Source organism: Ketobacter sp. GenoA1, from assembly GCF_003671475.1.
Taxonomy (GTDB): Bacteria; Pseudomonadota; Gammaproteobacteria; order Pseudomonadales; family Ketobacteraceae; genus Ketobacter.
Map to the genome: position 1 here is coordinate 908,653 of NZ_RCHM01000042.1, position 26,715 is coordinate 935,367.

A 26,715-nucleotide genomic window follows, 5' to 3' on the forward strand; every position below is an offset into this window, starting at 1 on the left:
CACTGACAAAAACAATAATTAAATAGTAAATAGTCGCTCTGGTTGAATAGGAGCAACACTGGAAACAATCATGGAAACAGTCTTACTTGGTGTCTCCCTTTTGGTGTTTGGGGCGTTGACCATCAATTGCTTGAGGCTTGCGTTTGGGGAATCTTTATCCTGGGGGCTGGCGTGTACCCTGTTTCCCGCTAGCTGGATACCGTTCTATGGGGCACGCTGGCATGCCACACAGGTGCAGGGTGTGCTGCATGGGGTGTCCCTGATTGCCGTGTTGTTGTTCGGCGCTTTGTTTATCAGGAGCAATCCGTTTCTGTTTGATGGGCACCCACTATCCGCTGTTCGGGATTATGTTGCCCCGGCTTACGCCCAGTCACCGCTGTTACTGTCCTCGGAAACCTATGCTTCGGATTACGATATAAAACGCAGGGTGCGCGCAACGGGCATAGGCTATGGTCGCTACCTGGGTGCCGACTATCGGTTTGAGCAAGTGGTTTTTGCCGATGGCATGTTGCGCTTCAAGCAACTTGGCAAGGATGAGATTCTTGAAATTGCCATCGAGTTACAGGACTTTGATGTTGCAGGCAGCGGAAACCTGATGCTTGATTTAACTCCGGATTCGGACAACTTTCCATTGGTGCATGTGCTCCAATACCGGCCCCAATCAGCGTTACCATCAGTTCAATCTTTCGAACGGGATTATTGGATGGAACTGTATCTGGACCGTGTTTCTGACAATCGGTACCAGGGCGAGATCCTGCTTAAATTACCGGATGGTCGCAATGGCTTTCTTGCGGGAAATTTCACTGCATCCACCAAAGATGTGATATGGGAATTCGATGACGTGGTCCGTTCCTACGATTCAAACGATACCATCGAATACATTGCCCGGCAGTATCTAATCAACAACCTGGGTACGTCACTGGACAAAGTCATTGGCTTTGATGACACCTTCTATCAAACCAGTCTGGAAACCTTCACTGGTCATACTGATGTTCAATTGGTAATGGTGGATGGCAGTGTCCACGATATCAGGATCCAATTGTACAAAAACGAAAAAGAATGGGTGGTTGAGCGTTCTCCGGTACGCGAACTGATTGGTGCTTTGCAAACCATTCAAAAGGCACCTCCGGCATCTATCAAGCAGGAGCCCATGTTAGCGGTGCTGGAAACCTTCGGCGAAAAAGATCTGGATGAGCTGATCGGGCGCAATGTTGAATTGATTACCCATGATGGCAAGGTGCGTGAAGGGCTGGTGGATTCAGTGGATCGCTACAATGTGTCATTGGTGCGGTATCTTGATGCCGGAGAGGTGGCCATGATGGTTCGGCGCCGGGAGGTTAAGGCGGTGCGGCTCAAGGATTAAGCTGGTCCAGAAGAAACACAGTCAAGCTGCGGGGCCCATGGGCACCCAGCTGTATGGTTTGTTCGATGTCTGCGGTGCGTGATGGTCCACTGATGAGGTTGATGGCCCTTGGTGTATGAATACCCTCAGCCTGCATCAGTTTCCAGACATCGCGTTTACCCGCTACGATGCGATGTCCGGGTAAAAACACAACATGATGTTCCGCCAGAAAATTGAGCGAGGTGGGGTTATCCGGCGATGACAGGCACACTAGGCTACCAGTATCTGCAATGCCGCAATAGGCTTCAGAGACAGCGACAGTGCCTGCTTCTGTAACCTCCGTATGGATTGAATCCCACCTGTTTGCAAGCTGCACTTTTTGCAGCAGGCCGGGCGCGATGACCGGCAACGGATGCCAGCCATTGCGCTTGATAAGCGCATCCACTGCCGCCAGCGCTGCCACCGAATCTGCTACCCTTTCGCAGTCCGCTCCGTTGCTTTTCAGCTGGTTTTGAAAGCTTTCCTGCTGGCCCCACTGCAATTCGACTTGCAGGGCAGGCTGGTCAACGGCCATCGGTTTGGCCTGGCGCTTGAGGGTGTTCAATATCTGGGATCTGGCTCGGTCACTATTGCTCATGTTTTCGTTTTCCGGTGTTGCCACTGTGCCAGGAATGTGGTTGTTCCCTGGGGTTGAACCGCTTGCCGGTGCCTTGGCCAGAGCCATCTTGGTGTTATTTTCAGTCCCATGCGTATCCATCTGGCAAACCGGTTGAACAGCCTGGGGTGGAGCGACAGCCAGCTGTAGAAACCCAAGCCTGCACGCCAGGGCAGGTTATCAAGGGCCATGTCATGCTGCTGTTCCCGCAGCGTTCTCAGCATTTGGGGCAGGGGGATTCCCATGGGGCAGACCGCCTCGCAGCGGCCACAAAACGTGGACGCGTTGGGAAGTGGGGTGGTGGCCTTAAGGCCCTGTAATAATGGAGTGAGAACGGAGCCCATGGGGCCTGGATACACCCAACCGTAGGCATGGCCGCCCACGTTGGTGTACACCGGGCAGTGATTGAGGCAGGCACCGCATTTTATGCAGCTGAGTATGGATTCAAACGGGCCACCCAATAGATCGCTGCGCCCATTGTCCAACAACACAATATGGAATTGTTTCGGCCCACCGGCATCTGCCTCGCGTTTTGGGCCATTAAAAAAGCTGGTGTAGGCACTCATATGCTGGCCGGTGGCACTGCGAGCCAGCACCTCCAGGATATCCGAGGCATCGTCCATGGTTGCCACCACCTTTTCGATACTGGCCACAACGATATGCACAGCAGGCAGGCTGGCGCTCAAATCTCCATTACCCTCATTGGTCACAATGCAGATGGAGCCGTTCTCGGCGATCAATAAATTAGCCCCGGTGATTCCCACATCGGCAGTAAGAAAAGCACTGCGCAAAACCTGCCTGGCTTCGTTTACCAGATCGGAAATCTGTGTCAGGCCGCGATCACCCAGCTCATGGAATTGCTTAAACAGCTCCGCTACCTGCTGCCGGGTTTTATGAATGGCGGGGGCGATAATATGACTTGGTGGCTCTTGCGCCAGCTGGATGATGTACTCACCCAGATCACTTTCAACCAGCTCGAATCCGGCGTGCTCCATGGCCGCGTTTAGGCCGGCTTCTTCGCCGATCATGGATTTGCCTTTGATAATGCGGTGCGCCCCGACCCCGTTGCAGATATCAATCACCTGTTGATTCAACTCGCCGGTTGTGGATGCCCAATGAACCTGGCCGCCGGAGGCCACCACGCTGGCTTCGAATTGCTCTAAAAGGGGCGCAAGGTTGGCAAGGGCACGCGATTTGGCGGCCTGAGCGCGTTGCTTCAGTTGTTCAAAATCATCCACCATGGCAATGGCGTGGGCGCGTTTAGCCACGAATCCACTTTGTGCGCGTCCCAACGCGTGCTGCAGTGTGGCGTCCTGCAGCGCGTGTTCGGCATTGGCCCTAAACGAATCCGGTGTTGGGCCCTTCATGATGTCGGCACATCGCTGCTTGATTGTTGTGGTTCTTGGCAGGCAGCCAGCAGCTCTGCTACATGCAGAAAATCCTGAGTGCCTTTCTCTGCCAATCCCGACAATCCTGTCATCCCTGCCAATGATTCCAGGTGCAGCAGGCAGCCCAGATCAGCGGATACCACGCCGGTGGCCTTACAATCTGCCACTTGGTTGAGTTTGTTGCGCCCCATCCTGCTGGACAGTGCATCAAATTTTGCGGCAAAGCTGCCGCCGAATCCGCAACAGACCGCTTGATCCTGGAGTTCAGCCAGTTCATAGCCGGCGAGTTGCAGCATCGATTCAGCGCATTGGTGGGATCGGGTTTCCCGGCGGCAGGAACAGCTGGTGTGGTGTGCCCAGGTTCTGCGATGGTGCTGCGGCGGTGGTGAGTCGGGTTCCCAGTGATGCTGATCCAGAAACTGCGCAAGCTCCAGTGTTTTGCCGGCCAGTGCCTGGGACCGCTGCAACCAACTGAGGTCTTGTTTGAGCAACTCAGGATAGTGGTTAATCATCATCCCGGCGCAGGAACCAGAGGGAACCACCACATGGTCGAAAGGCTCCAGCAGGGCAATCTGCTGTCTGGCTATTGCCATGGCCTGCTGCCGGAGCCCGCCGTTGTAGCCGGGCTGGCCGCAGCAGGTCTGAGTGGCGGGTACCTCCACCCGAAAACCCATGCGCTCTATCAGTTGTACGCAGGCGAAGCCAATCTGCGGCCGTAGTGTGTTGACCAGACAGGTGACATAGAGGGCCACTCTGGGAGCAGCCTTATCCGATTTGGTTTTGTTGGGGGTACTGTCTTGCATCTCGTTGTTTTTTAAGACCTATAGGCGGTGGCATATGAGTAAAAATTTGCGGCATGGGGCTTGATATCACCGCTTGAGCCCCCATTTAGCCTGAGTGTTTATTTCTATTCTCCACAATGCGGCGTCAAGCCGCTTTATCTATACCGTTATGAGGAGCGCGTTACAACCATGACAGTCGATGCCAACAAAGAAACCCTTGGCTTCCAGGCCGAAGTAAAACAGCTGTTACATCTGATGATCCACTCTTTGTACAGCAACAAGGAGATCTTTCTGCGGGAGCTGATATCCAATGCTTCTGACGCTGCCGACAAGCTCCGATTCCTCAGCCTGTCCCAAGCCGACATCATGGAAGGCGATGGTGATCTCAAAATTCGCATCGAGTTCGATGAGGATAACAAAACCATCACCATTACCGATAATGGAATCGGGATGAACCGGGATGACGTCATCAGCCACCTGGGTACCATTGCCAAGTCCGGAACCAGTGAATTTCTGAAAAACCTCACCGGAGATCAAAAGCAGGATTCCCAATTGATCGGCCAGTTTGGCGTGGGGTTTTATTCTGCCTTTGTGGTGGCAGACAAGGTGGAGGTGTTCACCCGCAAAGCCGGTGAACCCGCTGAAAACGGTGTGCACTGGGTATCAGAAGGCGAAGGTGATTTTACGGTAGAGCAGGTGAACCGGGAAGGCCGTGGCACGTCCATTGTATTGCATCTGCGCGAAGGGGAAGAAGAGTTCGCCGACGGCTGGAGGCTGCGCAGCATCGTCTCGAAATACTCTGACCATATATCTCTGCCCATTGAAATGGTCAAGAATGAGTTGCCTTCCAGCGATGAATCCGAAGAGGAAAAAACGGAAGACAAAGCCCCCGAATACGAGGTGGTCAACAAGGCTACAGCTCTGTGGACCCGTTCCCGCAATGAAATCGGCGACGACGAATACAAGGAATTCTACAAGCACATTTCCCACGACTTCGAAGAGCCGCTGGCCTGGAGCCACAACCGTGTAGAAGGTAAGCAGGAGTACACGTCGCTGCTGTATGTACCCAAGCGGGCACCGTTTGACTTGTATCAACGTGAAGCTTCCCGGGGGTTAAAACTCTACGTTCAGCGTGTATTTATTATGGATGACGCGGATCAGTTCATGCCCATGTACCTGCGTTTCATGAAGGGTGTGTTGGATTCCAATGATCTGCCTTTGAACGTGTCGCGGGAAATTCTGCAGTCCAATAAGACTGTGGAGAGCATCAAGAATGCGCTCACCAAGCGTTCCCTGGATATGATCAGAAAGCTGGAGCCGGAAGACTACAAGGAGTTCTGGAAGCAGTTTGGCCAGGTTCTGAAAGAGGGGCCGGCAGAGGATTATGCCAACAAGGAAAAGATTGCCGGTTTGTTCCGTTTTGCCACCACATACACGGGTACAGCGGAGCAGGTGGTGTCGCTGGATGATTACATCGAGCGCATGAAGGAAGGGCAGGACAAGATCTACTACATCACCGCAGAGAACTACAACGCGGCCGCCAACAGTCCGCACCTTGAAATCTTCCGCAAGAAAGGGGTTGAAGTGGTGTTGATGTATGACCGCATTGACGAGTGGATGATGGGGCAACTGTTTGATTACAAGGGCAAGAGCTTCATCAATATCGCCAAAGGTGATCTGGACCTGGGGGACATTGAAACCGAGGAAGATAAAAAGCAACAGGAAGAAGTCGAGAAAACCTCGGAAGATCTGGTGAAGCGGTTGCAGGAGGTGTTGACCGCCAAGGTTTCAGAGGTGAAGGTTTCCCATCGTCTTACTGATTCCCCTGCCTGCCTGGTGGTGGGTGCCTACGATATGGGGGCACAGATGCGCCAGATTATGGAGGCGGCGGGTCAGAAAATGCCGGAAAGCAAGCCCACCATGGAGATTAACCCTGCCCACCCGCTGATGGAGCGTCTGAATGGCGAGCTACAGGAAGATCGGTTTGAGGAGTTGGCGCAAATTGTCTTTGATCAGGCAGCATTGTCGGAAGGTCGCTCTTTGGAGGATCCGGCCGAGTATGTCAAGCGGATCAACAAGCTGTTGATGGAAGCGCTTGGTTAAAAATCAAGCTGACACCGGCAGTAATGCCGGTGTCATTTATTTCATTTCGCCATTCCATCTGCCTGCAGGCCTGTTATCATAGAAATGATGTTCAGGAAATTTGGGAGGCAACGTGGTCGATTATTCAATAACTTACCCGTTCACCCGGGAGGCAGCAGAGGAGATTCGCGAAGCCCTACTGTCGTTGGTACTGGACCATATCAAAGCGGTTCAGGAAACGGAGGAGGGGTATGTTCTGGTGTTTGGCCGAGTGCCCGAATCGGTTGAGCCTGCAGCGCAATTAATGCAGGTTGAACGTGTAACGAACCCCTTCATGAGAATGTCGTTGATCGTTGAATCGAATGAAGGCCCTGTCAAATTGGAAATGTCTGGCCCCACCGGAACCAAGGAATTCCTGTATTCCGAATACGGGCTTAAGCGTTGGATTCTCTCTTAGTTGGATAACTGAATGACAACCGAAGTGAAGCAAGTTGCCGTGTTGGGTGGCGGGAGCTTCGGCACCTCCATTGCCAATATCCTGGCCGACAACGGGCACCGGGTCATGCTGTGGATGCGTAACGCCGAGACCGTACGCAACATCGCCACTCAAAATGAAAACACGCAGTACCTGCCCGGCAAAAAACTAAACCCCTCGATACAACCCACCACCAGCCTGCAAGATGCGGTCTCCAGTTCCGATCTGTTGTTTGTGGCCATTCCCAGTAAAGCGTTTAAGCAAGTGGTGACTCAGGCTGCGCAGTGGCTGGATGACAGCAAGATGCTGGTCAGCACCACCAAGGGTATCGAGATGGATGGCTTTCGATTGATGAGCCAGATTCTGGAAGATTGCACCCCCTGTTCCAAAATCGGCGTATTGAGCGGGCCCAATCTGGCCAAGGAAATTGCCGAGCGCACCCTGACCGGGTCGGTCATTGCCAGTGAATACGGCGTGGTAAGACAGACTGTTCAGGACACCTTGTCCTGCAATTATTTCCGTGTCTATGCCAATAGCGATCGCTTTGGTGTTGAACTGGGGGGCGCCTTAAAAAATATCTATGCCATCGCCTCCGGCATGGCGGCTGCCATGGGGATGGGTGAAAACACCAAGAGTATGCTGATTACCCGCAGCCTTGCCGAGATGAGCCGCTTTGCGGCCCGATTAGGCGGTAATCCCATGACCTTTCTGGGGCTGGCGGGGGTCGGTGACTTGTACGTAACCTGTACTTCGCCTTTAAGTCGAAATTATCAGGTGGGCCACGCATTGGCCCAGGGCCGGGCTTTGGATGAGATTCTCGATAATCTGGGGGGCACCGCAGAAGGGGTCAATACCATCCGTCTGGTCAAGGGAAAGTCTGAAGAACTGGAAGTCTATATGCCGTTAGTGCATGGTCTATATGAGATTTTGTTCGAGGAAAAAGAACTAAAGGATGTTATCCAGAAACTGATGTTGGGTGAACAGAATACCGATGTGGAATTTGTATTACCAGGGCCGGACAAGCTGGCTAATTTAAAGAGAGGGTAAAAACGATGAGTCAGGATTCGCAGCCGCAGGAAAAAGATTCGCTGTTTTTGACGGCCCTTTACATGATTCTGTTTTATCTGGTTTTCGTCTTGGCTGGGTATGTGTTGATCGGCTTGGGCGCGATACAGGTGGCGGTGCGTTTATTGTCGGGGCAACCCCAGGATGAATTGAAGCGCTTCGGCGCCAGCTTTGGCCGTTACATGGCGCAGATCGTTGATTACATTTCCATGAAATCCGATGTCAAACCCTACCCATTCAATGAGTGGCCTACGGTAAACGAGAAAAAACCGTGAGTACGGTATATGTGATGCGCCATGGCGATGCAGTGAGCCGTGCCAACACAGATGCTGAGCGGCCCCTGTCTGAACGGGGTATAGCGGAAGCAGAGAGCATGGTTGATACGCTATTGGCGGAACCACCGGGCTTGATTTGGGTAAGCCCCTATTTGCGGGCGCAGCAAACCAAAGATGCGGTGGTGGCCGGTCTTACGCAGCACGGGTGTAATCCGCTGGTGGAAACTGTGGAGGGTATTACCCCAGATGACCACCCAATGGCAGTGCTGGCGTTGCTGTCACGGTATCAGGAAAGCGCTGACCAGGCGCAGGGGCCTTTGCTGTTGGTTAGTCACAACCCGCTGGTGTCCCTGTTGTTGAGTGTACTCACCGAAGGCCATGCACAACCTTCCATCGGCATGGCGACTGCATCCATCGCCTGTCTGCAGGGTGATGTTTTTGCTTCCGGCTCCATGATTCTGGAATGGTATAAAACACCGGGAATTTAGGCCATTTCAATCAGTTGAACTTTATGGGGCGATCGGCCATAGTTCTACGCTTAACCTTCCCAATATCTGTGAAATAAAAACAAAGAGTACAAGGCCATGAGCGCTTCCGCAAAAGTTCAGCCCACACGCGAGGTGAAAATCAACACCGGGATTCCGCTTCCCCTGGAGCGGTTTTATCACTGGGAGAAACACACCCCTACCAAAATTTGTTTCACGCAGCCGATGGGCGATGGGGTGGTGGTTGACATCACCTGGCACGAGGCCGGACAACAGGTGAGGGCAATGGCCTCCTATCTGCAGAAGATAGGGGTAAAACCAGGCGATAACGTTGCGCTGGTATCAAAGAACTGTGCTCACTGGGTGATGGCTGATCTGGCAATATGGATGGCGGGTGCGGTTTCCGTACCGCTTTATCCAACACTGACCGCCGACAGCGTTCGCCAGATTCTGGAGCACAGTGAATCAAAGTACCTTTTTGTCGGTAAGCTGGATGACTGGCCCGCAATGGCCGCGGGTGTTCCCGATGACGTATCCTGCATCAGCTTTCCCTTAAGCCCGGACAATGCCTTTCCCACCTGGAATGAAATCGTCGAATCATCTGAGCCAATGCAGGCCAGCCCCTCGCGGAGCCACACCGAGCTGGCCACCATTATCTATACCTCCGGCACAACCGGTATGCCAAAAGGTGTAATGCACACCTTTAACAGTATTGCGTCCGGTGCCAGTCAGGCTGCCAATATCTATGAGGCGTCACCGGATGACCGTGCCTTGTCCTACTTGCCGCTATCTCACGTTGCTGAGCGAATGGTTGTGGAGATGATGCAACTGTATCAGGGCATGCATGTGTTTTTCGCTGAATCGCTGGATACCTTTGCCTCTGACTTGCAACGTGCGCGGCCCACCATCTTTTTTGCGGTACCGAGGATTTGGGCAAAGTTTCAGGCTGGGGTTTTTTCCAAGATGGATGAACGTAAACTGAATCTGCTGCTGCGTATTCCGCTGGTATCGGGAATCATAAAAAAGAAGTTGAGAGAAGCCATTGGTTTAAATGATGCACGGTTGTGCTTCAGTGGTGCTGCGCCAATTTCCGGTTCTCTGCTGGATTGGTACAAGCGACTGGGTATCGAAATTCTGGAAGTGTACGGGATGACGGAGAATATGGGTTATTCTCACAGTACACGGCAGGGAAATGGCCGGGTAGGGTATGTGGGGCAGGCTAACCCGACGGTGGAAGTAAAAATTGGTGAGGGTGGTGAAGTGCTGGTTCGTTCGCCAACCAATATGATCGGCTATTACAAAGAGCCGGAGAAAACCCGTGAAACCTTGAATGAGGAGGGTTTTCTGCATACCGGTGACGTGGGGGTTACCGAACCGGACGGCAGCCTGAAAATCACCGGGCGCATTAAGGAGATTTTCAAGACCAGCAAAGGTAAGTATGTGGCTCCCTTTCCTATCGAATCCAAGTTGCTGGCGGACGCCCATGTGGAGCAAGTCTGCGTAGTGGGCAATGCCATGCCGCAACCCATTGCCCTGGTTGCCTTGTCTGAATCAGACCTGGCTGCCTTGCAGGAGGGTGCAAGCCGAGAGTCCATTCACCAGGATTTGATCAAGTTGTACGAGCAGGTGAATGCGACGTTGGATCCCCACGAAAAGCTGAAAACCATTGTGGTAACCAATGGCGAGTGGTCTATTGAAAATGGCATCATGACACCGACCCTGAAGATTAAGCGTAATGTGCTGGAATCACGCTATGAGGATCGGATTGAAAACTGGTACGACTCGAAAGAGAAAGTTCAGTGGGAATAGCAGGTCACAGGTGTGATCTGATGAAGATAGTATGTTGATACATTTCGCTCACGCCAATGGTATTCCAGCTGCCAGTTACAAGCCGCTTTTTACCGCTCTGGCTCCCCATCAGGTGATCTATAACCCTCAGTTTGGTCATAACCCTGACTACCCCTATGCCGGGGGTTGGCAGTACCTGGCTGATGAGCTACTGGATTTTCTGGCTCAGCAGACAACCGAACCGGTGCTGGCAGTTGGCCATTCATTGGGTTCCGTCATCAGCTTTATTGCAGCCTGCAAGCAGCCCGAGCGTTTTAAAGGCGTGTTGATGCTGGACCCGCCGCTGTTGTGGGGTAAGTTGGCCTGGGCCTTCAGAATTGCCAAACTGTTGGGCAGATCGGATGATCTGACACCCGCCGGCAAATCAAAGTTCCGGCGCCGTTCCTGGCCCAGCCGGGAACAAGCGTTGCAGTATTTCGCCTCCAAAAAGCTGTTTCAATTTGACGCCGCGTGCTTTGCAGCGTTCAGTGATGTGGTGGTAAAGCCGGTGGCGGCGGGTAATGAAACTCACAATGAAGGTGCGGTGGAGCTGACTTTCGATGTTGATGTTGAAGTTGGAATTTTCCGCAACACTCCGGTCAATCTGAAATCCTACCGCCGGCCAGAAGGTGTTCCCATCAAGGTAATCCATGCTGACCGCAGTGATGCTTCCCTCAAGCAATGCGTGATTCCGTTCTGCGATTACTTTGACCTGGAACGGCAGATGATCCCCGGGCAACATATGTTTCCATTGCAACAGCCGAAGGCTACTGTTTCACTGATACAACAATTTATACAGGGTGTAGAACATGCTGACTGAAGAGATTCGGATCAATCTGGCCGGCCGGGAGTTGGCTGCTAAACAGTGGGGGGATGCGGATAAACCGGCCATTATTGCCCTGCACGGTTGGTTGGATAATGCGGCCACCTATGATCGGCTGGCCCCCGGATTAAAGGATTATCGAATCATTGCATTGGATTTTGCGGGGCATGGCTTCAGCTCCCATCGGCCGGAAGGGGTTCGTTACCATTTTATCGACAACGTTGATGATGTGATTGGCCTGGCGGATGCTCTTGATCTGGAGCGCTTTACCTTGATGGGACACTCCATGGGCACCGGCGTTTCCACTATGCTGGCAGGGTCCTTCCCCGATCGGGTTGAAAAGTTGATATTGATCGAAGGCATTGGTAGCAACACCAGCGAGGCCGAGGAAGCTCCCAGGGTGCTGCGCTCGGCGGTCTCCGATATGAAACGGGCTGCAGCCAAGAGTAAACCCATCTATGAAACCCGTGATGAGGCGGTTGAGGCCCGCATGAAAGGCATAGGGGGAATCAGCCGAGCGGCAGCGGAGAGTTTGTGCTCGCGGGGTTTAATGTCGGTGTCGGGTGGCTTCACCTGGCGTTCCGACCCACGGCTGGTGATGTCTTCGGCAATTCGATTAACCGAGGGCATGGTATCGGCGTACCTGAAGGAGCTGAACATGCCGGCAATGTTGGTGACCGGTAAGCAAAGTTTTCTGACGGGTAATGCGGTGATCAGCCAAAGGATCCAGTTGGTCCCTCAATTGGAGTGGGCGGAGTATGATGGCAATCATCACCTTCATCTGGAGCCCGAAACCTTTAAACCCGTGGTTGAAATGATCGAGCGTTTTCTGGCGCAATAGAAATCAACGCTTAACCTGTTTATTTGATGTGAGACTGGATCAACTGCAGGACTTTTCTTTCCTTTTCCTCATAGCTTAACGTTATTGAAGACAACAGTTCCTTGTCTGGGTTGTCGCTGATCAACGATAGCCCAAACTCCCCAAAACGCTTCTGTATGCTCTTCTGCAGATAAAAGGCTTCGGTTTTATGCCAGTGAGTTTTCGAAGGCAGTTGCAGTATGTGATCGCAAAGGGTTTCAATACCTCGGTTTTTGACGGCGCTGGTGAGGAATATCTGATCTTTGGCCGACTGCCTATAGTCATCTTCCGCATGCAGCTCTACAAGCCTTGCTTGTTTCAATGAGCTGCGCAACATATGGTAGCTGCTTCTGGCCAGCTTCTCTTCGTCGCATTTGTTGACGATGAAGCTATCCGGGATTTCCATGATGCCGCATTTCATGAACTGGATCTGATCCCCCGCCAATGGCTGCATCACCAGAAAGGTATGGTCGGTCATGAATTGAATATCAATTTCATTTTGACCAATGCCCACGGTTTCAATAATGATGAAATCAAACAGATGTCGGAGGAGGCGGCAGGCCTGAAAGGTGGCCTCTGTAACGCCTCCCAGTTCCAGGTTTGATGCCTGAGATCGGAAATAAAGCCGCGTTTCTTTTTTACCATAATGCATCCGGGTACGATCACCCAGTATGGAGCCGCCGGAGACCTGGCTTGAGGGGTCTATGGCCAGCACGGCAATGGTGGCGGTTTTGCTTTTCTGTAGAATGGTGCGGCACAGTTCGGCAATGAGGGAGGATTTTCCGGCCCCCGGTGTGCCGGTGAATCCGATAATCGTGGCCTCTTTGCTAAAGCTCTGCGGGTGTTGTGCTATGTAGTGGTGGATCGCCTCCCGCACGCAGGCGTTATCCGGTAGTTGGCTTTCAAACAGGGTAATGAGCTTGGCCAAAGGCCATTTCTTCAGTGCTTTGGCCTGGGTGAGTTTTTCCAACCAGGCTGGTTCTAAAGGCATGCGGGAGGGTAGGGACATAGAACCTGCGAGCACCTATGCCGCGGTTTTTTTGGCATTGAGGATCAGGTCCATAATGGTGTTCATGATGTCCATCAGGTCATAATCTTTGGGGGTAAATACCCGTTGAATGCCTTTCTGCTCCAAATTGGGTATATCCGATTGCGGAATAATGCCACCCAGAATTACCGGTATGGCGTCACGGGCTCCTTCTTTGTCCAGCTCGGCCATAAGCTGGTCAATGATTTCATTATGTGAACCGGATAACAGCGAGATGCCGATAACATCCACGTCTTCTTCGATAGCCGACTGCACAATATCCACGGCACTCAACCGAATTCCGAAATAGATGACATCAAAGCCCGCATGGCGTGCTGCCACCGAAATCATTTCAGCGCCGTTTGAGTGGCCATCGAGGCCGGGCTTGCCAACCACAATGCGGGGTCGATGTCCGTATTGCTCCATAAACTGCTTAACTTTGGCGCGGACGGTTTGCAGTTTGTCATTTTCCAATGAAAGCGTTTGCCCTTCCACACCGGTGGGGGGGCGATACTCGCCGAACACTTCACGCAGGGTTGCGGCCCATTCGCCGGTTGAGACCCTGGCATGGGCGCAGGCAATGGACGCCTCCATGAGGTTTTTGCCCGCTTCGGCATCATCTTTCAGTTGCTTGAGGCAGGCCTGGGCTTTGGCTTCATCACGCTTTGCTTTGGTTTCATGTAATGCATTCAGGGTGTCGGCAGCGGATTCCGGATCCACTTTGAACACGCCGCCATCGGCTGCCGAGAGCAGGGGAGAGGCAATACCTTCGGCCCAGCGGTTCTTGCCCACCACGACCTGCTCACCGGTGTTGATCTTGGCCATGCGCTCAGCCTGGGAGATCACCAGTTGTGATTTCATGTAGCCGGTTTTAATGGCTTCAACACCACCGCCGGCGTCCAGAATTTTCTGAATCTCTTCTTTGGCCTGTGCCTTCAGGTCATCGACCTTGGATTGCACAACCGGTGAACCGTCGAACAGGTCAGGGTATTCCAGCAAGTCGGTTTCGTAGGCCAGAATCTGCTGCAGGCGCAGTGACCATTGTTGATCCCAAGGGCGGGGCAGGGACAGGGCTTCGTTCCAGGCCGGCAGTTGCAGGGCACGACAGCGGGCATTGCGGGACAGGGTCACGCCCAGGGCTTCAATCAGGATGCGCCAGGCGTTGTTCTCCGGCTGTTCTTCGGTTAGCCCCAGAGAATTCACCTGCACGCCATACCGAAAGCGGCGGAATTTCGGGTTTTTGACGGCATAGCGCTCCTGGCAGATCTCGTCCCACAGCTCAGTAAACGCGCGCATCTTGCACATTTCCTCAATGAAGCGCATGCCTGCATTAACGAAGAAGGAAACCCGGCCTACGCAGCGCTCAAACTCTTCCTCGTTGAAGCAGTTGCGTTCTTTAATGGCGTCCAGCACGGTGATGGCGGTCACCAGGGAATAAGCCAGCTCCTGCACCGGGGTCGCGCCTGCTTCCTGCAAATGGTAAGAGCAGACGTTGGACGGGTTCCATTTGGGAATATTGTTCAAGCAATATTCGTACATATCCACGATCAGCTTGATGGACTGATCCGGTGGGAACACATAGGTGCCGCGGGCCAAAAATTCCTTGATGAGATCGTTCTGGGTGGTGCCCTGCAGTTTTGCCAACTCAATGCCGCGCTCTTGCGCCAGGGCAATGTACAGTGACAGCAGCCACATGGACGTGCCGTTGATGGTCATGGACGTATTGATTTCATCCATCGCCATCTCATCAAACAGAATGGCAAAATCATCCAGCGTATTGATGGGCACACCCACTTTGCCGATTTCCGGGCGCGCGATGTCTTCATCCGAGCTGTATCCGCATTGGGTGGCCAGGTCGAAGGCGATGCTGAGGCCGGTTTGCCCCTTGGCAAGATTGCTGCGATACAGCTCGTTGGATGCCCGCACATTGGTGTGGCCAGCGTACGTCCTGAATATCCAGGGGCGGTCTTTGCCGGCTTGGCCTTCCTGATCGTAAATAATATGGGGTTTTTTATCGCTCATGGCCGTATTCCAGAAACAGTGGGCTTAACCGCGTTTTTTGATCAGCAGGCGGCGCTCGATTTCAAATATTTTGTCAGTGATCTTGCTCTTGCCAAGGGCTTTTTTATCGTTCTCCTTGATGAAGAGATCCGCGCCGTGCTGCTCAAGGGCAGCGGCTGCCGTGATGTTCTTCACGCCGATAAATTGCAGGCTCACCACGCTGGCGTGATCTTTGAGCTCGTCCGGAGCATCGTCAACCCGCAGGATACGGGTGAGGGCGAATACCGTATCGCCGGCGAACGCCGGTTGTGTGTGGTAACCTTCGGTGAAGCCCAATTCCCAGACCGCGTTCTCCGACAGATCGCGGCTGGCCAGGCCCTCCAGCCAGGCGTAGACCAGGCCCCCATAGACAATGGGATTACCGCTCATGGGGCCGCTCAGACTTTGACTGAACACCTTGTCGTAGTGCAGAGGGTGAGTGTTACCCACCTGGTAGGTCAGGGCAAAATGTTCATCGCTGATGGTACGGCCATTATTGTGAACAATGATATCGCCAGGGGTGAAATCTTCCGCATAGGTGTTCCAGCCGGTGACGCTCCTGGTCACATGACGCAATGCAGTGGGCAGGGCGTCAGGCAGGTTGATCCGGGCATCCTCCTGCCAGGGAAAAACCGGTGCTTCCCCCTCGGCCACGGGCACGGTGGGCAGGCGGTCGCCGCGATAGGCCACCATCAGTTTGCGCTCATACTGCAATACCACTTCACAGCGTTGGTTTACACCCAAAGTGCGAATGGTGACAATGCCCGGCTTGTCTGCGCCCCGTTCCTTGCGATCAACCACCATGGTCATGGCGCGTACGGTGTCGCCCGGATACACAGGATTTAAAAACTGTGCATTGTAATAACCCAGATTGGCGATGACTTTTTCCGAGTCGTTCTGCACACCCAGGGACAACACCACGTTGAATACCATTTGCGGTGATGCCGGCAGCTTCTCAAAACCGTGGGCTTTGGCATACTCAAGATCCAGATACAGCGGATTGCACTGCATGTAGGTACGTGAGAAGGCATCAATAGCGGACTGGGTAAACGAGAATCCCCGCGGATGGACAAAAATCTGCCCGGGTACGTACTCTTCCAAATAGCGTCCGTACTGGGGATGACGAACGCTGGCAAGCGTAATCTCGGTTGCGGGGGCCAATTCGGTTTGGGGGCTGAACTTGATGGGCATACTAAATCCTTCTTGATTAAGCCGCGTTTTCGACCAGTGCTTTGGCGATGACTTTCAGTGCCAGTGTCTCTTCTGCGCCTTCGAAAATGGAAAGCACGCGGGAATCGATAAAGTAACGGCTGACTGAAGATTCTTCAGCGTACCCCATTCCACCGTGAATCTGCATGGCCTCCCGGCACAGCCATTCTGAGGATTTACAGGAGTACAGTTTCACCAGGCTGGCTTCCATCTGGCCTTTGCCTTCGTCCATCAGCCGCGCGACATGGTAGGTAAACTGCCGGGAGACTTGCAGCAACATGGCCATACGGGCGATTTTGACCAGGGTTAACTGATATTCACCAATGGCTTTGCCGAAGACCACCCGCTCGCGGGAATAATCCAGTGCCCGTTCAAAGGCAGCCTGCATTACGCCCGTGGCGCGGGCGGCGGTCTGGATGCGGCCACCGGCAAAACCGGCCATGGTGTAATAGAAGCCTTTACCGATACCTTCCGCACCGCCCAACACATGAGAATCGGGCACAAAGTAATTATCAAAGAATACCGTAAAGGAATGCATGCCACGATAGCCAATGGTGGGGATGGCTTTGCCGGTGATGGTGCCGCCATTGGTTTGCTCATGGGCGAAGGCGTGGCCCGCGGTGGAGGGTTTTTCAACCAGGAACATGGTGAGGCCTTTGTGGCCGGAGCTCATATCAGAATTGGTACGGGCCAGAGTGAGCAGCACACCGGCTTTGCCGGCAAAGGTACACCAGGTTTTCTCGCCATCCAGCACCCAGCCGCCTTCCACCTGGGTGGCCTTCAGCTTCATTCCGGCCACATCAGAGCCAAAGTTAGGTTCAGTGACGGCCACCGCATTCAGGGGTTCAGCTTGCGCGAGTTTGGGCAACCAATACTGCTTTTGCTCTTCGGTGCCCCCTTTCAGCAACGCGCGGGCCATGATTTCGGGGCGGGTAATAAGGCTGCCAGCCGCTCCCAGCGAGCCACGGGACAGTTCTTCGGTCACAACAATCATGCCCAGATTATCTTCGTTGTCGTCAGGCTGGATACCACCGTATTGCATCGGTATGGATAAACCAAAACAGCCCAGGTCGACCAGAGGCTTCAGGATATCGTCGGGAATGTCCAGGTCCTTGGTGTGAATATGCTCGGCCAGAGGCATGACCACTTCCGTGGCAAATGAACGGAACTGGTCCCGCATCATTTCCTTTTCCTCGTCCAGCATGTATTCACCGGTGAATCCGGCGTTCTCCAGTACAGCTTTGCCCACAGCCTGCATGCTCTCGGTGGAGAGATACTGATTGATAAAGGCATCCACCTCATCGGAATCCAGGGTTGCCGTCAGCTGTTGCCGGGTAAAACCAAAATCTGCACGACGTGCGTTAAACCGCCCGCGCACATTCTGCAGAGCTTCAGCCGAGTACTGCAGGGCCAGGCGTTCCTCAATACGGTTGGCCTCGCCATTTTTGGCTTGCGCCACGTTGCTGCTGTAGCCGAGCATGACTTTCGCGGCGGTGATTTCGGCTTCGCAATAGGCGACCTCGTAGCAGGCCAGTTGCTTTTCATCCAGTTTGGAACCGGACACGCGGCCTGCTGACGTACTGTAGGCCTTGAGGTGGCTGAGCGCAGCGTTGAGAGCAGTTTGAGCTTGATCAATGAGGGCGCGTGCCTGGTCGATAGCTGAAGACATTGGGATCTCCGTTAAAGCTGAAAGAGTCAGGTGCGACTATTGCGCACCCTTAGCATCTAATCAATATCGTCTATTTTGCGTCGATCAACAACGACGACAGCCCAATTAACCCTGAGCACGATTTGAAACGATGTGAACGAATGAGCGGGATTTCAGTTCATCCATGGTAATGCCGGTGGCAATGGCCTCCTGCTGGGTGATGGCACCGCAGGCGATTCCGCGCAGGAAGAAATTCAGCAGGCCCTGGCCGGTGGCGGCATCGTCAAAGGTATTGCCCACCAGGGTGGCTTGGGCTGCCTTATTAATGAAGGCCTCCAGGCGCTTGGAGGCATCCGGTAACCCCTCCAGGAAGAACGCATACACGGCTGCATATCGAATCGGCAACTGGCCGGGATTCAGGTCCCAGCCCTGGTAATAGGCGTGCCGCAGAGAATGCTGGATATTGTCATAATGCAGTTTCCAGGCGGAGTGGACGACGGCGGTATTTTCCAGCACCTGCTGGTTGGTCAGCTCACCCTTGTGGGGGCCGATGGGCATCACAGTGGTGGCACCATCACTGATGGTGAGGCCGGTACCGGCGCAGGCTACCTGCAGAACATGGCGGGCAAAATCCGAGGCCGGGTGGGTGTGAGTCTGGTGCGCAGCAGTGATATTGCAGGTTGCAGTGTAATCGTATGTTCCGAAAATGGCGGAGCGACAACGGCCACGGGCCGCCGCTGCCAGCAGTCGAACCTGGTTGGAACCATCGGCATCGATGATGGCCTGGGTGGTTTCAATCATGATTTCCAGTTTCAGGCTGCCCGCTGCGTAGCCGCACTTTTCTTCCAGAATGTCCAGCAGATCTGCCAGCGCCGACACTTGTTCGGGATGGGTTACTTTGGGCAGGGTGATGATAAAGTTTTCCGGCACCTTGCCACCGGTCACCTCGGCCAGGCGGGTTAAGAACAGATCCAGTGTGCGTACCGAGCGCTCGCGGCATTCCTCGGTGAAGGTTTTAATTCGAATACCGATAAAGGGAGGCAGGGTGCCTTCTTCCATACCTTTGGCAACTTCCTCCGCGGAACGCACCGCATCGGCATCTTCTTCATCATCGGGGCGGTTACCGTAACCATCTTCGAAGTCGATGCGGCTGTCTTCGATGGGCTCGCTGGAGAGTTTTTTCAGGACACGATCGTATACGGTATAGGCCAACCAGGCTGCAGGGTTGGCGTCTTTCATCTTGACCGGATCGGCCGCGACGGCTTCTCCCAGCGCGGCGGCCTCTGTGGCCGTGGTGGGCAGTGATTCGCTTCCGGTCATCCCAACAATCCGTGCCAGGGCGCAGAAATCCGGTGCATAGGTATTCAAGGCTCGTTGCGCCAGTCCACCGAGTTTCTGTGCGGCGCCAGCTTTGAACAGGTTGGCACCACCGTACACGGTGTGCACCGGCTGTCGGTCAGAAGAATCGCCGGGGTACATTGAGCTGTGCTTTTGATTGGATTCAGCCAGTCTGGCAAGGATGGATTGGGTGTCAGAATCGGTCAATGTCAGTTTCATGGATTACCCGTGCCCTTATAAAGGTCCTTTAAACAAGCGTTTTAATTTCAGGCCGTGAATCGTTAATACCTGATTTATAAGGTATTTAATCGATTAGACGGTGAAATGGTGGAGATCGAGAAGCCACACATTTTACCGGCCCCTACTAAAGAAAGGTAGATTATATAGTGGACGAGCGGTCACGACCATTCTGGTTGCAGGTAATTTGCCGGTCACCTGATCGGGTGATGGTGAATCCGCATAAGATGTTGATAGTATTTCCACAACGTAAAACACCAAGAAAACGGACTTTATCAGGCCAATAAAGGAATGGGTGCCATGGGGATGGGAAAACGGAACGCGTTGAGCCTGCTGATGCTGACAATGGCTGTCTTGGGGACGCTGCCGGGGTGTGGCGGGTCGGCCGTACCGAAGATGGACTGGCAGGGGGAGGGCTTCTTCAGTTTTCCCTGGCCCAACGATTTGCGGCGACAGCAGGATGGCACACTGGATTTAGCCGGGTTCCCGGGAACCGGCAATCCACTGCTGGCCACGGTGCTGGCAAAAGGGGTTCCCTACATAAACGGTTTCAGCACCAATGCAGGTGTCGTGTTTCAGTTCAACCGTGCGCTCGACCCAAGCGTTTTGCCACCGGCCAAAGCGACGCTGGCCGATGATTCGGTCATGATGTTGGTGAACATTGATCCTGATCATCCGGCCTATCTGCAGCGAATTCCCGTACGTTCCAATTTCGACCCGGTCACGACGGTTTATCAGCCGGGTCACTTGTTGACGATGATGCCGGTCCCTGGTTATTCCCTGGAACCGGATACCCGCTATGCAGCTATTATTTTCAAGGGCCTGCGAAGCCTGACAGGGGAACCGATCCTGGCTGCCCCCCCTGCTAACCGCGCTGGCGGCCGGCTCTGCGCCTGAAGCATTGGCGGGGGATCTCTGGCAACAACTGCAAGACCAGTGGCGGTTGGTGGCCAGCTATACCGCCGATCACACCGCCTGGAGCCCGGATCAGGTGGCTGCGTTTACCGTTTACAGCACCATGGATCCCACCCGTTATACCTATCCTGTGGCTCGGGCAATCGCCCGGCTGGATGATGACAGCATCATGGAATCGGTCACTATCCGAAGTGCCGGGCCCATGTGTGGCTATTATTCTTATCTGCCCATGGAAGCCGATGTTGATCTGCCCGTGTGGCAACAAGGGGTGGCACCCTACACCCTGGCCGGGGGGATGATTGCCGTGGATGAGCAGAGTGGGCTGGCGCTGCAACAGGGGTGGGAATCCACCAGGATGACCATTCTCATTGGCTGCTCAGGTGGTGACACCGCCAGGATTCCGATGATTTATGCCGATGGCAGTGGCGCCTCGTACGGCTCTGCCTCCAGGTTTCCCGGCTTTTATGATGGCCAAACATTCGAGCATGTCGCCCTCTCAGTGGCGCCCCATCAAACCGGCTACCGTGCCGCCCCGATTTTGGCAAGTTATCGGGAATGGCTGAAAGCGATAGGCCTTAATGTTCCTGATATCGGGATAGAAGGGTTAACGTTTTACAATCTGTTCAACCCTCCTGCCAACATTGGAAACCATATCCAAAGTGCCGCCGATCAACTTTATCTGCGCCGCATCGCCCTGCTGTTACCAGAGATCCTCCAGCGGTCTGATTTGGATCAGCAAGCGCTGAACTTTGATTTTTCGCAATTCAGCGTACGTGACGATACTGCGGTTCTGGGCGCACACAGTCAGGGGGCCAGTGTGGCACCTTTGGCGATGGCCATGGACCCGGTGTTCGACATCGGAATCCTGAGCGCCGCGGCATCCCATGCCTATTTTCAGGCAACCCATCGGGGCAGTATTCGTGAGCTTATACCGGTCATTCTGCCGGGTTTTGTGCAGTCGGAGGTGGACTATTTCCACCCCCTGATGCAAGTCTTGCAGACCATGCACGATCCTGCAGATTCGGCGAATTATGTCCGCGATATGCAAACAAAAAGTTTACTGCAGACTGCCGGTTATCAGGATGGCTGTGTGCCGCGGGAAGCTTCCGCGGCCTTGGGTTTCGGGCTGGCAAGAGCGGGGCTGATTCAACCGGTGGCACCTTTGAGTCGCCAATCATCGTTTTTTGATACCGACCAGATTCTGGATTTAACACCATTGAGTAATACCGGCCCGGTACAGGAACCAAATCTGGAAAACGCTGGCATAGGGCTGTTTCTGGAGCTGGGAACGGGGCATAACCGTTATCCTGACCGGTATACCGCCAGGGAGTTTTTGCAGCGGGTGACCAATTCAGAACCGGAGCTGCCCATATCGCTGCCTGGCTATGATAACGGAGGCACGGGTTGCGATGTTCGCTATGAGCAGGGCTACAACCCTTCCTGAAAGTGTGCAGCCGGCGGGATAAGCAGGCCTGATTCAGGTACTCCGGTTAGAACCGCAAAACGACTTTTACCTGATCGTTTACCGCTTGAGCCGATACATAACCCACCATGTTGGGATTGCCAGCCACCAGCTCCAGTACTTTTTGTTCAGAGGGCACCTCTTTCGGTGGTGTTCCCTTACCGGAGAACAACAGCATGGTCCAGTAGGAGCGTATTTGTGCGTCCGATTTTTTGATGATCTTCTGGTGAAACAGTTGGCGCGATTTGGAGGGGTGTTTTAACTCGATGGGGATGGCATCTGCCCCGGTGGAGAAGGTCTTTTGTTTGGTCAGGAAAATCCGCCCAATGATATTGCTGTCAAAGTCTGCGGCATTGCTCGGATGAACGATCACGGCATATTGTTCTGCAAACACCGGCGGTGCGTGGAGCATGAGTGCAACCAGCAGGGTGAAGATGGGTCCAGCTTGACGTAACATAGTCATGCCTCTAGAACACAAAGTCCAATGCCATGGATATGAATTCTGTACGGGACTCCCCGGTCGGGGGAGTCTCGTCACGGCCATCCTGGTACGAATTGGAATACTCTACCTTCAACGCCGCCGCCTGCTTGAAATCCCAGCGCACGCCCACCGTGTGGGTTTCAGTATCAGGGGATGCATCTCTGAATGAATAAGTATAGTGCGGAGTGAATCGGCCAATCATATATCCAAGGGATGCGTAACCAGTTATCTCTGTATCGACGTTAAGTACACTGTCGATATGGGTGAATTCGCTGCGCCAGAGCAGTGATCCATAGTCAGCCATAAAGCCCAGCGCGATGTATTCCACCTTACCCTCTGAGGGCTCAGGGTCCAACTGGATCAAGCCTCCGGCGCTGCTCACCAGGATCGGTTTAACATCCAGGCTGATGCGAATGGTATGGTACACAGCCCGCAGCCGGAGCCACTCATAGTCGAGTATGACATTGATGCCCTGGCTCTTGGTGATATCGGCCACCACCTCATCGTCCTCTTTTTCCTCAGCGCCGTACCAGATTTGAGTTGTCAAACCTACGTTGTGGAAATAGTGGGTATTGAAGATGTTGACCCCGGTGAGGGTTGAAGCAGGTATGGAATAGACATCGACTGGCGGTCGAATCCAGTGGTAGGCATACGCTGCGTCCAGAAAATCGGAATAATAGAAAAGCGGTAAGCGGAAACGGCCCGCATTAAACACGGTTTCTGCGCTTAGCCGATACGTGGCGTAGGCCCATTCAATGTCGGCATCACTGCTTTCGGCACCTTTGCCAATAACCTGGATGGTGGCAGTGACCTGATCGTTTACCTCTGAAACCGCCCGCAAGGCGATGAGGCTCTCGGGCTCAAAGCGTATGGCGTTGTCGTATTCGGCGCCGGATACGGGATCAACCAGCACTGGAGGGTCCGCTTCACTTGTGACTTTCCCCGCCGCAACCGTACCAAAACCGCTGAAACCAATGTCCACTGCATGCGCATGATTGGCGGTCAGTATGAGACCGCCGGTGAGCACCAGCAACAAGAGAAAGGTGTTGGTCATGAATCCTGAATCCCCGCATGTTAACTCAAACTTAGGACTCATTTTCGATCCTGTAAAGCAGAGTCAGCGGGAGCTGCGGGGGCGATTCAGCGGCCTGGGCTCTATGCCGGTTTGGCCTGTTCCTTTATTTGTTGTGCCAGCTTGCGCTGGGCTTCCAAATGCCGCTCAAGGCTCTGGCATTTGTAATCCCAGGCAGCGCGGGCTTTTGCATGGGGCATTAACAAAAAGGTTTTGGAATCCACCGCTGCGTAGATCAGGCTGGCAATATCATCGGCGCTGAGTTCATTGGAACCCGCCACCAGCTTGTCCAGTTTGGCGGCGGTGGTTTTATCCGGTGAGCGCATGGATTCGCCCAAATTGGTTTTGAAAAAGGAGGGGCAAACACAGGTGACGCCAATGCCGTGCGGCTCTAACTCGGCCACCAGGGTTTCCGACAGCGAGATAACCGCTGCTTTCGAAACATTGTAGTTGCTCATGCCGGGGGGGTTGAGCAACCCGGCCATGGACGCAATGTTCACCAGATGTCCGCCGCCCTGTTGTTTCATGGCCGGCACCGCCGCCTGGCAGCCGCGCAGTACACCGAAGAAATTGATGTCCATAACCCATTCCCAGTCATCGCTGCTGACCCAGTCAAACGGGCCACCGGCGGCCACCCCGGCGTTGTTGATCATGATGTCGATCCCGCCCCAGCGCTGCTGCACGGCCGCCACGGCCCGTTGCACGCTATGGGCCTCTCGTACATCACATTGCTGGTAGAACGCATCCATGCCATGGTTCAGCAATTGCTCGAGTGTTTCCGCGCCGCGCTCATCATTGAGGTCCACAATGGCAACCTGATGTCGTTCTGCCGCGTATTTCATTGCCAGAGCCTTGCCCAAACCACTGGCCCCGCCGGTAATCAAGACCCGCTTTGAATCCGACCCATCCATGGAAATCCCTCAATAAAAAACGTTGATGTTGAATAAACTGCTGGAAACCTGATAGTAGTCCAAATTTAACTTCAGTTGAACATAGCTTGAATACCGGCATGGGGTCTGCTAGTTTCTAAACCGTTGACATAAAAGGGAATGTAATGGACATTCTGGGTGGACGGGCCATTGTTTTAAGCTTTCTTCTGACTTCGCTTGCAGCCATGGCTGCATCCGGTCAGACGATTTTTCAGTCATCGGAAGTGGTTTCTGAGCAACGGGATGAATCCCGTCACTATATTCTGCCCTTGGGCCGAATCAAACTGGATCGATCACTGGGCCGGGACATGCCGGCAACCTACAAGCGCATGGACGGGGAGTTTTCTTCCACGGTGTGGGAGTTAACCGGTGGCGAAAACATACAGGAGGCCAGGGATCAGGTGCAGAGTGTTCTGGAGTCTGCCCAATATGAACTTCTGTTTTCCTGTTTCAGCCGGGATTGCGGTGAGAGCTTTGCCTGGGCCAATGCCAAGTTCAATGAACCCATGCTCTATGGCAATGATCGTACGCAGAGTCTGTGGGTGGTCAAAGACAGGGGGGCCCGCCGGTACCATGTTTATTACCTGGTTGAACGGCCTAACCGCCGCCGGTATTTCTACCGTGAAACCCTGTTTGTTCCGGAATTGAAGCTGGATGCGCAAGTGATTGCAAGCATGCTGGAGGAGCAGGGTTATTTGATTCTGGGTGAACTGGTTATAAAAGAGGGAATGCCTGATTTTTCACTGGTGGTGGAAAAAGTGACCCGTCATGCCGGCGATGTGAAACCTGAGCTGCTGGTGATTCATCGCCATGGGGAGGCCCAGGCATTAGCGCCTGTGGCAGAGGTATTACAGGCTCAGCTGAAAGCAAAGGGGCTTGACGTGCCGGTGCTGGATGCGGCCAATCTGGCACCCAGGCCGGATGCGCCGGGAAGAGTCTGGGTGGAATGGGTGGCGCCGGATTGGGAACCATAGAATGTGATCGGGTTCGCGTTGAAGGCTGATTCGCCTCAAATTGGTTGATAATTGATCGATTTGGCCTATCTTCCTAAGATTACTGTCCGACCAAGAGTGCGCTTACTGTGAAACACGCCACCCCCATGCCGCGCAGCCGCAAAGCCAGCTTTACCTCCCGTCAACGTCGTCAGAAGAATCGTGCCTTGATTCGGTCCCGAATGCGCACAAGGCGTTAGAGGATTTCCCTCCAACCATGTAAAATTCCGGCTTTTGCCACGGAAGAGAGAACATGGTTGCCATACCCGACTCCAGTCAGGACCTACTCAGCATCGACGAGGCGATTTCTGAGCTCGCCACCATCCGGGATTTTCTGCGCTGGTCAGTGAGTCTATTCAACGAACATCAGCTGGTGCTGGGGCACGGTTTCGACGATCCCTGGGATGAGGCCGTGGCATTGGTGCTCCATGCCCTGCATTTACCCTGGGATACCGATGTTCGAATACAGGATGCCCGGGTATTGCCCGCCGAGCGCAAGGTGATCTGCAGCCTGTTGGCACGACGGGTGCTGGAGCGGGTGCCCACCGCCTATCTCACCGGAGTGGGCTGGTTTGCCGGCATTCCGTTCCAGGTGGATCAACGGGTTTTGATTCCGCGCTCGCCCATCGGTGAGCTGATAGAAAAGCAATTTGCGCCCTGGATCGATCCCGCGGCAGTAGAGAGCATACTGGATTTGTGTACCGGCAGTGGTTGTATCGGTATTGCCTGCGCCCAGTATTTCCCTGATGCGCTGGTGGATTGTGCGGATCTCAGCGAAGACGCCCTGGATGTGGCGGAGCGTAATGTGCTGGATCTGGGCTTTGAGCAACAGGTTAATGTGATCTACTCCGATCTGTTTGAGGCTCTGGATGGCCGTACCTATGACATCATCGTATCCAATCCACCCTATGTGGATAAGCAGGATATGGATGCTCTGGCGGATGAATTTCATCATGAGCCGAGGATGGGACTGGAGGCGGGCAACGACGGTCTGGATATCGTGCGCAAAATGCTGCCCGAGCTGTCCCGTCACCTGAACCCCGGTGGGATTGCCGTGATCGAGGTGGGTAATTCCTGGGAGGCACTGGAAGACGCCTACCCCCAGGTTGGCTTCACCTGGTTAGAGTTTGAGCGGGGTGGAATGGGTGTGTTCCTGTTGACCAAGGAGCAAATTGATCATCATCAAGCTGATTTTGTACTTTAGGTATGATTCTTAACTGATTGATTTAAAATAATATAGACGTGTCTAAATTGGTTTAGCATGTTTGCAGGGCGGCAGGTATAATGGCGCCCTGTTCAACCTCATC

24 protein-coding genes are annotated in these 26,715 nt (G+C 53.8%); 13 read left to right on the forward strand and 11 right to left on the reverse strand.

The genetic code is table 11. The features are described from left to right. Window positions 1-70 precede the first annotated feature (70 nt). Complete coding sequence (locus tag D9N13_RS17865) at window positions 71-1,363, forward strand: hypothetical protein (protein ID WP_290592819.1); 1,293 nt, start codon at window positions 71-73, stop codon at window positions 1,361-1,363. Here the strand turns inward: D9N13_RS17865 and D9N13_RS17870 are convergent. Genes D9N13_RS17870 through D9N13_RS17880 form a run of 3 tightly spaced genes read right to left on the reverse strand, consistent with a single transcriptional unit; the run spans window position 1,353 to window position 4,188 of the window. Then, on the reverse strand, window positions 1,353-1,979 hold the full coding sequence (locus D9N13_RS17870; protein WP_290592821.1) for a lactate utilization protein C: 627 nt from the start codon (window positions 1,977-1,979) through the stop codon (window positions 1,353-1,355). The genes D9N13_RS17865 and D9N13_RS17870 overlap by 11 nt on opposite strands. Beyond that, window positions 1,976-3,364 carry a lactate utilization protein B gene (locus D9N13_RS17875; protein ID WP_290592823.1) on the reverse strand — a complete coding sequence of 463 codons (1,389 nt, stop codon included), beginning with the start codon at window positions 3,362-3,364 and terminating at the stop codon, window positions 1,976-1,978. The genes D9N13_RS17870 and D9N13_RS17875 overlap by 4 nt, the downstream gene beginning before the upstream one ends. Then, the gene (locus D9N13_RS17880; RefSeq protein ID WP_290592825.1) at window positions 3,361-4,188 is read right to left on the reverse strand and encodes a (Fe-S)-binding protein; all 828 of its coding nucleotides are present in this window, start codon (window positions 4,186-4,188) and stop codon (window positions 3,361-3,363) included. Before D9N13_RS17880 ends, D9N13_RS17875 begins: the two co-directional genes overlap by 4 nt. 168 nt (window positions 4,189-4,356) lie before the next feature. Here D9N13_RS17880 and htpG point away from each other — a divergent pair, with 168 nt between their 5' ends. The 8 genes from htpG to D9N13_RS17920 all read left to right on the forward strand — a co-directional run bounded on the left by htpG (window position 4,357) and on the right by D9N13_RS17920 (window position 12,040). Beyond that, a complete protein-coding gene (gene htpG / locus D9N13_RS17885; RefSeq protein ID WP_290592827.1) occupies window positions 4,357-6,270 on the forward strand; it encodes a molecular chaperone HtpG in 1,914 nt (637 codons plus the stop codon). A gap of 112 nt (window positions 6,271-6,382) precedes the next feature. Further along, window positions 6,383-6,706, forward strand: coding sequence for a hypothetical protein (locus D9N13_RS17890; RefSeq protein WP_290592829.1), 324 nt, complete (start codon window positions 6,383-6,385; stop codon window positions 6,704-6,706). A 12-nt stretch (window positions 6,707-6,718) separates the two neighbouring features. Further along, window positions 6,719-7,771 (forward strand): NAD(P)H-dependent glycerol-3-phosphate dehydrogenase, encoded by a 1,053-nt coding sequence (locus D9N13_RS17895; protein ID WP_290592831.1) that lies wholly within the window; start codon window positions 6,719-6,721, stop codon window positions 7,769-7,771. Window positions 7,772-7,776: 5 nt separating this feature from the next. Beyond that, entirely contained in the window at window positions 7,777-8,064 is a 288-nt protein-coding gene (locus D9N13_RS17900; RefSeq protein WP_290592833.1) for a DUF4389 domain-containing protein, read from the forward strand. Further along, on the forward strand, window positions 8,061-8,552 hold the full coding sequence (gene sixA, locus D9N13_RS17905) for a phosphohistidine phosphatase SixA (protein WP_290592835.1): 492 nt from the start codon (window positions 8,061-8,063) through the stop codon (window positions 8,550-8,552). Before D9N13_RS17900 ends, sixA begins: the two co-directional genes overlap by 4 nt. A gap of 96 nt (window positions 8,553-8,648) precedes the next feature. Then, window positions 8,649-10,358: an AMP-binding protein gene (locus D9N13_RS17910; RefSeq protein WP_290592837.1), complete on the forward strand. Its 1,710-nt coding sequence runs from the start codon at window positions 8,649-8,651 to the stop codon at window positions 10,356-10,358. A 31-nt stretch (window positions 10,359-10,389) separates the two neighbouring features. After that, the gene (locus D9N13_RS17915; RefSeq protein WP_290592839.1) at window positions 10,390-11,196 is read left to right on the forward strand and encodes an alpha/beta fold hydrolase; all 807 of its coding nucleotides are present in this window, start codon (window positions 10,390-10,392) and stop codon (window positions 11,194-11,196) included. Continuing rightward, window positions 11,186-12,040: an alpha/beta fold hydrolase gene (locus D9N13_RS17920; RefSeq protein ID WP_290592841.1), complete on the forward strand. Its 855-nt coding sequence runs from the start codon at window positions 11,186-11,188 to the stop codon at window positions 12,038-12,040. The genes D9N13_RS17915 and D9N13_RS17920 overlap by 11 nt, the downstream gene beginning before the upstream one ends. A gap of 19 nt (window positions 12,041-12,059) precedes the next feature. Here D9N13_RS17920 and D9N13_RS17925 read toward each other — a convergent pair whose 3' ends face one another. The 5 genes from D9N13_RS17925 to D9N13_RS17945 all read right to left on the reverse strand — a co-directional run bounded on the left by D9N13_RS17925 (window position 12,060) and on the right by D9N13_RS17945 (window position 19,539). Further along, window positions 12,060-13,067, reverse strand: a complete 1,008-nt coding sequence (locus D9N13_RS17925; RefSeq protein WP_290592843.1) for a GTP-binding protein — start codon at window positions 13,065-13,067, stop codon at window positions 12,060-12,062. A gap of 15 nt (window positions 13,068-13,082) precedes the next feature. Beyond that, a complete protein-coding gene (locus D9N13_RS17930; RefSeq protein WP_290592845.1) occupies window positions 13,083-15,107 on the reverse strand; it encodes a protein meaA in 2,025 nt (674 codons plus the stop codon). A 24-nt stretch (window positions 15,108-15,131) separates the two neighbouring features. After that, complete coding sequence (locus D9N13_RS17935) at window positions 15,132-16,316, reverse strand: MaoC family dehydratase (protein ID WP_290592847.1); 1,185 nt, start codon at window positions 16,314-16,316, stop codon at window positions 15,132-15,134. 16 nt (window positions 16,317-16,332) lie between these two features. Continuing rightward, complete coding sequence (locus D9N13_RS17940; protein WP_290592848.1) at window positions 16,333-18,003, reverse strand: acyl-CoA dehydrogenase family protein; 1,671 nt, start codon at window positions 18,001-18,003, stop codon at window positions 16,333-16,335. 105 nt (window positions 18,004-18,108) lie between these two features. Then, window positions 18,109-19,539, reverse strand: coding sequence for a DUF6986 family protein (locus tag D9N13_RS17945; protein ID WP_290592850.1), 1,431 nt, complete (start codon window positions 19,537-19,539; stop codon window positions 18,109-18,111). Between the two features lie 318 nt (window positions 19,540-19,857). On the opposite strand from D9N13_RS17945, the gene D9N13_RS17950 reads away from it, so the two are divergent. Together D9N13_RS17950 and D9N13_RS17955 are read left to right on the forward strand one after the other, a co-directional pair. Continuing rightward, a complete protein-coding gene (locus tag D9N13_RS17950; protein WP_290592852.1) occupies window positions 19,858-20,454 on the forward strand; it encodes a hypothetical protein in 597 nt (198 codons plus the stop codon). A 49-nt stretch (window positions 20,455-20,503) separates the two neighbouring features. Beyond that, complete coding sequence (locus D9N13_RS17955) at window positions 20,504-21,916, forward strand: hypothetical protein (protein ID WP_290592854.1); 1,413 nt, start codon at window positions 20,504-20,506, stop codon at window positions 21,914-21,916. Between the two features lie 46 nt (window positions 21,917-21,962). Here the strand turns inward: D9N13_RS17955 and D9N13_RS17960 are convergent, their stop codons facing one another. From D9N13_RS17960 to D9N13_RS17970, 3 genes are all read right to left on the reverse strand, one after another. After that, a complete protein-coding gene (locus D9N13_RS17960) occupies window positions 21,963-22,391 on the reverse strand; it encodes a phosphate ABC transporter substrate-binding protein (protein WP_290592856.1) in 429 nt (142 codons plus the stop codon). A gap of 10 nt (window positions 22,392-22,401) precedes the next feature. Continuing rightward, window positions 22,402-23,469 carry a hypothetical protein gene (locus D9N13_RS17965; RefSeq protein ID WP_290592858.1) on the reverse strand — a complete coding sequence of 356 codons (1,068 nt, stop codon included), beginning with the start codon at window positions 23,467-23,469 and terminating at the stop codon, window positions 22,402-22,404. A 101-nt stretch (window positions 23,470-23,570) separates the two neighbouring features. After that, window positions 23,571-24,398 carry an SDR family oxidoreductase gene (locus D9N13_RS17970; protein ID WP_290592860.1) on the reverse strand — a complete coding sequence of 276 codons (828 nt, stop codon included), beginning with the start codon at window positions 24,396-24,398 and terminating at the stop codon, window positions 23,571-23,573. Window positions 24,399-24,541: 143 nt separating this feature from the next. Here D9N13_RS17970 and D9N13_RS17975 point away from each other — a divergent pair, with 143 nt between their 5' ends. Next, a complete protein-coding gene (locus D9N13_RS17975) occupies window positions 24,542-25,390 on the forward strand; it encodes a DUF4892 domain-containing protein (RefSeq protein ID WP_290592861.1) in 849 nt (282 codons plus the stop codon). Window positions 25,391-25,700: 310 nt separating this feature from the next. Then, window positions 25,701-26,612 carry a 50S ribosomal protein L3 N(5)-glutamine methyltransferase gene (gene prmB / locus D9N13_RS17980; RefSeq protein WP_317622533.1) on the forward strand — a complete coding sequence of 304 codons (912 nt, stop codon included), beginning with the start codon at window positions 25,701-25,703 and terminating at the stop codon, window positions 26,610-26,612. The last annotated feature ends 103 nt before the right edge of the window (window positions 26,613-26,715 follow it).

Bases quoted from the DNA above. Each gene is read 5' to 3' on its own strand.
- D9N13_RS17865 (WP_290592819.1), top strand. From the start codon at position 71: ATGGAAACAGTCTTACTTGGTGTCTCCCTTTTGGTGTTTGGGGCGTTG.
- D9N13_RS17870 (WP_290592821.1), bottom strand. From the start codon at position 1,979: ATGAGCAATAGTGACCGAGCCAGATCCCAGATATTGAACACCCTCAAG.
- D9N13_RS17875 (WP_290592823.1), bottom strand. From the start codon at position 3,364: ATGAAGGGCCCAACACCGGATTCGTTTAGGGCCAATGCCGAACACGCG.
- D9N13_RS17880 (WP_290592825.1), bottom strand. From the start codon at position 4,188: ATGCAAGACAGTACCCCCAACAAAACCAAATCGGATAAGGCTGCTCCC.
- htpG (WP_290592827.1), top strand. From the start codon at position 4,357: ATGACAGTCGATGCCAACAAAGAAACCCTTGGCTTCCAGGCCGAAGTA.
- D9N13_RS17895 (WP_290592831.1), top strand. From the start codon at position 6,719: ATGACAACCGAAGTGAAGCAAGTTGCCGTGTTGGGTGGCGGGAGCTTC.
- D9N13_RS17900 (WP_290592833.1), top strand. From the start codon at position 7,777: ATGAGTCAGGATTCGCAGCCGCAGGAAAAAGATTCGCTGTTTTTGACG.
- D9N13_RS17910 (WP_290592837.1), top strand. From the start codon at position 8,649: ATGAGCGCTTCCGCAAAAGTTCAGCCCACACGCGAGGTGAAAATCAAC.
- D9N13_RS17915 (WP_290592839.1), top strand. From the start codon at position 10,390: ATGTTGATACATTTCGCTCACGCCAATGGTATTCCAGCTGCCAGTTAC.
- D9N13_RS17920 (WP_290592841.1), top strand. From the start codon at position 11,186: ATGCTGACTGAAGAGATTCGGATCAATCTGGCCGGCCGGGAGTTGGCT.
- D9N13_RS17925 (WP_290592843.1), bottom strand. From the start codon at position 13,067: ATGTCCCTACCCTCCCGCATGCCTTTAGAACCAGCCTGGTTGGAAAAA.
- D9N13_RS17930 (WP_290592845.1), bottom strand. From the start codon at position 15,107: ATGAGCGATAAAAAACCCCATATTATTTACGATCAGGAAGGCCAAGCC.
- D9N13_RS17935 (WP_290592847.1), bottom strand. From the start codon at position 16,316: ATGCCCATCAAGTTCAGCCCCCAAACCGAATTGGCCCCCGCAACCGAG.
- D9N13_RS17940 (WP_290592848.1), bottom strand. From the start codon at position 18,003: ATGTCTTCAGCTATCGACCAGGCACGCGCCCTCATTGATCAAGCTCAA.
- D9N13_RS17945 (WP_290592850.1), bottom strand. From the start codon at position 19,539: ATGAAACTGACATTGACCGATTCTGACACCCAATCCATCCTTGCCAGA.
- D9N13_RS17950 (WP_290592852.1), top strand. From the start codon at position 19,858: ATGGGGATGGGAAAACGGAACGCGTTGAGCCTGCTGATGCTGACAATG.
- D9N13_RS17960 (WP_290592856.1), bottom strand. From the start codon at position 22,391: ATGTTACGTCAAGCTGGACCCATCTTCACCCTGCTGGTTGCACTCATG.
- D9N13_RS17965 (WP_290592858.1), bottom strand. From the start codon at position 23,469: ATGACCAACACCTTTCTCTTGTTGCTGGTGCTCACCGGCGGTCTCATA.
- D9N13_RS17970 (WP_290592860.1), bottom strand. From the start codon at position 24,398: ATGGATGGGTCGGATTCAAAGCGGGTCTTGATTACCGGCGGGGCCAGT.
- D9N13_RS17975 (WP_290592861.1), top strand. From the start codon at position 24,542: ATGGACATTCTGGGTGGACGGGCCATTGTTTTAAGCTTTCTTCTGACT.